Source organism: Acidovorax sp., assembly GCF_027492855.1.
Classification (GTDB): Bacteria; Pseudomonadota; Gammaproteobacteria; order Burkholderiales; family Burkholderiaceae_C; genus Acidovorax.
The window spans coordinates 1-6,973 of sequence record NZ_JAPUDY010000092.1 but is presented as its reverse complement, the minus strand read 5'-3'; the positions used below and the strand labels follow the sequence as shown (position 1 = coordinate 6,973).

Below are 6,973 nucleotides of genomic sequence, written 5' to 3'. Positions count from 1 at the left end.
GGGAACTTGGCGAAGTAGGTGTTGGGCTCGATGGTGAGGTGGTAGATGGAGATGTGCGGCGGCTTGAAGGCCAGCGCGGTCAACAGGTCCTGCTCCAGCTCTTGCTGCGTCTGGCCCGGCAGCGCATACATGATGTCGAGGTTGAAGGTGTCGAAGGCCTCTGCGGCCTCAGCCACCGCCGCCAGGGCTTGGGCACGGTCGTGCACGCGGCCCAGGGCCTTGAGGTGCTGGTCGTTGAAGCTCTGCACCCCCACCGACAGGCGGGTAACGCCCGCTGCGCGAAAGGCACGGAAGCGGTCTTTCTCGAAGGTACCGGGGTTGGCCTCCAGCGTGATCTCGCAGTCGGACTCCAGCCGCAGGCGGGCGCGGATGTCGCCAATCAACCGGTCGATGGCCGCTGGCGAAAACAGACTGGGCGTGCCGCCACCGATGAAGATGCTGTGCACCGTGCGGCCCCAGACCAGGGGCAGCGCTGCCTCCAGGTCGGCCATCAAAGCGTCGATGTAACGCCGCTCGGGCACCTCGCCCCCAACCCATCCCTCGCGGAACTCATGCGAGTTGAAGTCGCAGTACGGGCATTTTTTGAGGCACCAGGGCAGGTGCACATACAGCGACAGCGGCGGCAGGCTGGGCAGTTGCAACAGCCCTGGGCGCATGTAGTGCTGGATGTCGCGCACCGGCGCGGGTTCGGCGTCGCCCTGCGGCGCGATGGGGATGTGTGCCACCTTCAGCGCCCCTTCTACAGCCAGCGTTCGCGCATCAGCGCCAGCATCTGCGCGGCCGAGCGGCCCCGGTGGCTGTGGGCGTTTTTCACCTCCACGGGCAGCTCGGCAAAGGTTTGGCCGAACTCGGGGATGAACATCACGGGGTCGAAGCCAAATCCGTTGGTGCCCCTGGGTGCGGTGGTGATCTCGCCCACCACCCGGCCCACGGCGATCAGCGGCTCGGGGTCTTGCGGGCTGCGCACGGCCACCAGGGTGCTGACCATGGCGGCGCGGCGGTTGGCCACGCCCTGCAGTTGCTCCAGCAGGGCACGCACGTTGTTGTCGTCGCTTTTTTCGTAGCCGAACTGGGTGCAGTAGTAGGCCGTGTCCACCCCCGGCAGGCCGCCAAAGGCATCCACACACATGCCAGCATCGTCGGCCAGCGCGGGCAGGCCGGTGTGCGCCGACGCAAACCGCGCCTTGGCCAAGGCGTTTTCGACAAAGGTGCGAAAAGGCTCCTCGGCCTCGCCCACGCCCAGATCGGCCTGGCGCACCAGCTCCACACCGAGCGGGGCAAACATGGCCTGCAGCTCGGCCAGCTTGCCACGGTTGTTGGATGCAAGAACAATTTTCATGGGTCTAAATGGGTTGACTATGTACGTACCTCAGACGCCCCTCCCTCATCCGTTCGGGCTGAGCCTGTCGAAGCCTTGCACGCACGCGGCAAGCCCTGGCTTCGACAGGCTCAGTCCGAACGGGAGGGGCGGCATCTGAGGCAGGAAAATAGTCATTCAAAATGGCACATAGCGCCCTACTGATAAGCGCAAGCAGCTATAAATTAGTGAGCAATTTCCAACGCCTTCTGCTGCAGTTGCACCAGCTGGGCAATGCCTTTTTCGGCCAGGCCCAACAGCTGGTCCATCTCGGCGCGGGTAAAGGCCACGCCTTCGGCCGTGCCCTGCACCTCCACAAAATGGCCTGCGCCGGTCATCACCACGTTCATGTCGGTGTCGCAATCCACGTCTTCCACATATTCAAGGTCGAGCAGCGGCGTGCCCTGCACGATGCCGACCGAGATCGCGGCCACGGGCTGTAGCAGGGGCGACTGCGTGATCTTGCCGCTGGCCAGGAGCTGGCTCACAGCGTCTTGCGCGGCCACCCAGGCGCCGGTGATGGCGGCGGTGCGGGTGCCACCGTCGGCCTGGATCACGTCGCAGTCGAGCTGGATGGTGCGCTCGCCCAAGAGCTTCAGGTCGAACACAGCGCGCAGGCTGCGGCCGATGAGGCGCTGGATCTCTTGTGTGCGGCCGGTTTGTTTGCCGCGCGCGGCCTCGCGGTCGCTGCGGCTGTGGGTGGCACGCGGCAGCATGCCGTATTCGGCCGTGACCCAGCCTTCGCCACTGCCGCGTTTGTGGGGCGGCACGCGCTCTTCCACCGAGGCGGTGCACAGCACCTTGGTGTTGCCGAATTCGATCAGCACCGAGCCTTCGGCATGCATGGTGTAGTGGCGGGTGATGCGCACGGGGCGCAACTGGTCGGCGGCGCGGTCGCCGGTGCGGGTGAATGTGGTCATGGTGGTCTCGGTGTCAAAAAAGGCCTTCCACGCTTCGCTCAGGGCGCGCGCCAAAGGTCGAGAGAGGTCAAATCAGTGGGCCATGCCCGCGGCGATGGGCTTCGGGAGCCCATTCACCTCATGCTTTTCGAGCAGCGGAGCGGCGGATGGCCTCGTTGATCTCGGCAATCGAGCGCTCGATGGCGGCGTCGTCCAGGTCATCCACCAACCCATCGAGCGGGCCCGCCTGGATGGTGGAGGCAAACACGTCTTCGCTGATGCTGTCGGTGGACACGCCCTGGGTGGACTCGAACGCATCGGGGGTTTCCCACTCCAGCGCCACCACGGTGACGTTGTCGCTGCTGTCACCGGCTTTGCGCAAGGCGTCTTCCACCAGATCGGGCACGGCATGCGACACCGCATTGCCGGAGAGCTGCTTGGCGATCTCTTCGTCGCTGAGTGTTCCCCACAGGCCGTCGGAGCACAGCAGGATGCGGTCGCCCTGCTCCAGGTACACGGGCCCGGTGATGTCGTAGATGGGTTTGGTCGGCGAGCCCAGGCAGGTGAACAGCACGTTGCGGTTGATGCGCTCCAGCCCCGGCGGCGGGTTGTTGCGCAGCTCCATGTACGAGTGGTCGCGCGTGCGCGTGAGCAGGTCGCCGTCGCGCACCATGTACAGGCGCGAGTCGCCGCAGTGGATCCAGGTGGCTGTGCCGCCCTGCAGCACGGCCGCCACCAGCGTGGTGCGGGGTGTGTCGAGCATGCCCTTGTCGGTGGCGTAGCGCAGGATCTGGTGGTGCGCGGCCAGCAGCGCGCCGGACAGGAACTCTTGCGCGTCCTTGAGCTGCGGCTTGGCCTCGCGCTGGAACAGCGCCGAGATGGTCTGCAGCGCGATCTGCGCCGCCACTTCGCCCTCGGGGTGGCCACCCATGCCATCGGCCAGCACGAACAAGCCCGATTCGCGCGTGTAGCAATAGCCCATGCGGTCTTCGTTCTTCTCGCGGCCACCACGGCGGCTGATCTGGAATACGGAGAATTTCATTTCAGTTGCTCCACCGCGCCATTCGCCACCCGCAGCGCATAAAACCGGCGCGCCCCAAGCGCGGGCAGCCGCGCAAGGGCCGCCCCGCCGCGCCGGCTGTGTCCCCCTGCCCGCATTGCGAAGCAAGGCGAGAGCGGGGGGAAGCCGCGCAGCGGCTCAGGGGGGTGTGCTTCATTTGGGCTTGGCTCCGATGCCGGTGGCTTCACCCACCTTTTGCACATTCTTCTTGGTGTCGGACACCAGCGTGTCGAGCTGCAGGCGCATTTTTTCGGCCACCGAGAGCTTGGTGTAGCGGCGCTCGCCTTCACGGCTGAGCTCTTTTTGCAGCGCAAACACCGACTGCGGGCGCGACAGCGGGTCCAGCGCCATGCACCACTCCACCACCTCGATCAGGTTGTCGGAGTACACGCCGCGCAGCTTGGTCAGCGCCAGCGACAGGCGGTCCTTGTCGATGCGCTGGGGCGCCTCGTTTGGTGGAAAGCCCTGCATGCAGGCGTAGATGCAGGCGCCGATGGCGTAGATATCGGTCCACGGCCCCATCTGCGAGTCGCGCCGGTACATCTCGGGCGCGGCAAAACCGGGCGTGTACATGGGGCGGATGAAGTTGCCCTCTTTGCTCAGCACCTCGCGCGCCGCGCCAAAGTCGATCATCACGGCCTTGTTGTCGTCGGTGATGAAGATGTTGGCCGGTTTGATGTCGAGGTGCAGCATCTTGTGCTGGTGCACGATGCGCAGCCCGCGCAGCACCTCGTCGAACAACGAGCGGATGGTGGATTCGCGAAAAACCTTCTGCGTCTTCAGGTCGCGCGCGGTGATGATGAAGTCCTGCAGGGTGGCGCCCTCCAGGTAGTTCATCACCATATAGACGGTTTCGTTCTCGCGGAAGAAATTGAGCACGCTCACCACCGAGGCGTGCGAAATCTGCGCCAGAGCGCGGCCTTCTTCAAAAAAACTCTTGAGGCCGAGGCGGTAGAGCGACAGCTTCTCGGACTGCACCTTGGGCAATAGCTCGCCAGGCGCACGCGTGGCCAGGGACGAGGGAAGGTATTCCTTAATGGCGACTTGCTGGCCTTCGGCGTCGAGGGCCAGATAGACCACACCAAATCCGCCAGCAGACAACCGGCGCACCACGCGGTAGCCGCCAATCGCGGTATCGGGCGGCAAGGGTGCCGGTTTGATTTTTGACATATTTTGCGAAGATGATTCGGGGGGAAGGCGGAACCCGGATAATCCCCGGATCGCAAGCAACCATCAAAAAGTCCAATGCCAGTTTACAGCATGACCGGATACGCCAGCGCACAGCATGGCGCATCTGCCACCGGCGCTGAAACCGACGCCCGCGCGCCCCAATCGCGCCGGTTGGGCCTGGAAATCCGCTCGGTCAACAGCCGCTTTCTGGACCTCTCGTTTCGTTTGCCGGACGAGCTGCGCGCCATGGAGCCCACGCTGCGCAGCCTGCTCACAGCGCGCCTCAAGCGCGGCAAGGTCGAGGTGCGTGCCGCCTTGGACACCGACGACAGCAACACCCTGCAAGACCCGCCTGCACGGCTGCTGCAGCGGCTCAACTCCCTGCAGGACTCCGTCCGGGCCTGGCTGCCCACGGCATCGCCCCTCACGGTGGCCGATGCCCTGCGCCTGTGCGCCAACGCCCACTCCGGCACCGAAGACTGGAGCGAGGCCGTGCCGGTTCTGGCCGAAGAGGCCCTGACTGCCCTGCTGGCCGCCCGCGAACGCGAAGGCAAGCGCCTGGCCGCAATGCTGCTGGACCGGGTCCAGCAACTGCGCACCCTGGCCCAGCAGGCCGTGCCCATGGTGCCCTTGCTGGTCGAACAGCAAAGGCTGCGCTTCATGGAGCGCTGGAAAGAAGCCATGGCCCTCACCGACGGCGCCACCCTGCCCGAGGCCGCCCGTGACCGCGCCCTGACCGAAGCCACGGCGTTTGCCATCCGCATCGACGTGGCCGAGGAGATCACCCGGCTCGACTCGCACCTGGACGAAATCGAGCGCCTGCTTAAAAAAGGCGGCGAAGTGGGCAAACGCCTGGATTTCCTCATTCAGGAGCTGCACCGCGAGGCCAACACCCTGGGCTCCAAATCTGCCGCCCTTGACCTGACCCGCATCAGCGTGGACATGAAGGTGCTGATCGAGCAGATGCGCGAGCAAGTGCAAAATATTGAATAACACTCATTTTTTGATAGCGCCTGGCGCACATCAACTATGGACTATCCAGGAAATCTCATCGTAGTGGCGGCCCCCAGCGGCGCGGGCAAATCCAGCCTGGTCAAGGCGCTGCTGGAGTTGGACTCGCACGTTCACCTCTCCGTCTCCCACACCACCCGCGCCCCGCGCGGCCAGGAAAAGCACGGTCGCGACTATTACTTTGCGTCACAGTCCGAATTCGACTCCATGGTGCAGGGCAACGCCTTCGTGGAATGGGCCCATGTGCATGGCAACCGCTACGGCACCTCCAAGAAGGCGATCGAAGAGCGCATTGCCCAGGGCTCGGACGTCATCCTGGAAATCGACTTCCAGGGCGCCCTGCAGATCAAGGAAGCCTTTGCCAATGCCGTGCTGGTCTTCATCCTGCCGCCCAGTTGGGAAGAGCTGCGCTCGCGCCTGGAGCGCCGGGGCGAGGACTCGTCGGACGTGATCGAAGTCCGCCTCAAGAACGCGGCCGCAGAGATGGCCGAGGTCAGCAAATTCGACTTCGTTATAATCAACGAGTTGTTTGAGCGCGCACTTTTCGACCTGAAAACCGTCGTTCACGCTCAGCGCCTGAAGTACGTCGCCCAGCGCCGCGCACGTGCTGACACTTTCCAGTCGCTCAATATCACCTGAATCCCGGAGTAAAACGATGGCACGCATCACTGTAGAAGACTGTCTGGAAAAGATCCCCAACCGCTTCCAGCTCGTGTTGGCCGCCACGTACCGTGCCCGCATGCTGAGCCAGGGCCATGCCCCCCGCATCGAAAGCCGCAACAAGCCCGCCGTGACCGCCCTGCGCGAAATCGCCGAAGGCAAGGTTGGCCTGGAAATGCTCAAGAAGGTTCCTGGTTGAGCCGTTTTCTGGGCAATGCCCTCAAAAAGCACCGCCGCTGCGGTGCTTTTTTTTTCCCGGAATTGGTCTGATGCGCTCCCGCGCTACATTTAAGGCATGAACGCGGTGCTCAACTCACCCTCTGCAACGCAGCCCCGCCCCGGCGATCCGCCCATGGCGGGCACCCTTTCGGCAGCCGCAGCGGCTGCCAATGCGGCTGCGGCCAGCTTTGCCGCGCTGACGGACAGCCTGGACTATCTGGACGCCTCCAGCATCGAGATGGTGCGCCAGGCCTACCGCTTTGCCGACGAAGCGCACCTGGGCCAGCTACGCAACAGCGGCGAGCCCTACATCACCCATCCCATCGCGGTGGCGGCCCAGTGCGCCACCTGGAAGCTCGACGCCCAGGCCCTGATGGCAGCCCTGCTGCACGACGCCATGGAAGACTGCGGCGTGACCAAGGCAGACCTGATCGATCGTTTTGGTGCCCCTGTGGCAGAGCTGGTGGACGGCCTGACCAAGCTGGACAAGCTGCAGTTCAACACCCGCGAAGAAAACCAGGCCGAGTCCTTTCGCAAGATGCTGCTGGCCATGGCGCGCGACGTGCGCGTCATCCTCATCAAGCTGGCCGACCGCAC

Annotated in this window: 9 protein-coding genes; 4 read left to right on the top strand and 5 right to left on the bottom strand. The window is 64.4% G+C overall.

The genetic code is table 11. The annotated features are described in order from the left end of the window. From hemW to Q0105_RS17795, 5 genes are all read right to left on the bottom strand, one after another. Positions 1 to 725 (bottom strand): radical SAM family heme chaperone HemW (gene hemW / locus Q0105_RS17815; protein WP_298213538.1); only part of this gene is annotated, 725 nt, incomplete at its 3' end. Positions 726 to 739: 14 nt separating this feature from the next. Further along, positions 740 to 1,339: an RdgB/HAM1 family non-canonical purine NTP pyrophosphatase gene (gene rdgB, locus Q0105_RS17810; protein WP_298213536.1), complete on the bottom strand. Its 600-nt coding sequence runs from the start codon at positions 1,337 to 1,339 to the stop codon at positions 740 to 742. A gap of 203 nt (positions 1,340 to 1,542) precedes the next feature. Next, a complete protein-coding gene (rph, locus tag Q0105_RS17805; RefSeq protein ID WP_298213534.1) occupies positions 1,543 to 2,277 on the bottom strand; it encodes a ribonuclease PH in 735 nt (244 codons plus the stop codon). 118 nt (positions 2,278 to 2,395) lie between these two features. Next, on the bottom strand, positions 2,396 to 3,298 hold the full coding sequence (locus Q0105_RS17800) for a PP2C family serine/threonine-protein phosphatase (RefSeq protein ID WP_298213532.1): 903 nt from the start codon (positions 3,296 to 3,298) through the stop codon (positions 2,396 to 2,398). Positions 3,299 to 3,469: 171 nt separating this feature from the next. Continuing rightward, entirely contained in the window at positions 3,470 to 4,486 is a 1,017-nt protein-coding gene (locus tag Q0105_RS17795; RefSeq protein ID WP_298213530.1) for a serine/threonine-protein kinase, read from the bottom strand. A 75-nt stretch (positions 4,487 to 4,561) separates the two neighbouring features. Here Q0105_RS17795 and Q0105_RS17790 point away from each other — a divergent pair, with 75 nt between their 5' ends. From Q0105_RS17790 to Q0105_RS17775, 4 genes are all read left to right on the top strand, one after another. After that, positions 4,562 to 5,479 carry a YicC/YloC family endoribonuclease gene (locus tag Q0105_RS17790; RefSeq protein ID WP_298213528.1) on the top strand — a complete coding sequence of 306 codons (918 nt, stop codon included), beginning with the start codon at positions 4,562 to 4,564 and terminating at the stop codon, positions 5,477 to 5,479. A 36-nt stretch (positions 5,480 to 5,515) separates the two neighbouring features. Then, complete coding sequence (gene gmk / locus Q0105_RS17785; protein WP_298213526.1) at positions 5,516 to 6,136, top strand: guanylate kinase; 621 nt, start codon at positions 5,516 to 5,518, stop codon at positions 6,134 to 6,136. A 16-nt stretch (positions 6,137 to 6,152) separates the two neighbouring features. Next, positions 6,153 to 6,356, top strand: coding sequence for a DNA-directed RNA polymerase subunit omega (gene rpoZ / locus Q0105_RS17780; RefSeq protein ID WP_005794722.1), 204 nt, complete (start codon positions 6,153 to 6,155; stop codon positions 6,354 to 6,356). Between the two features lie 96 nt (positions 6,357 to 6,452). Next, positions 6,453 to 6,973: HD domain-containing protein (locus Q0105_RS17775; RefSeq protein WP_298213524.1), on the top strand; the 521-nt coding region annotated here is incomplete at its 3' end.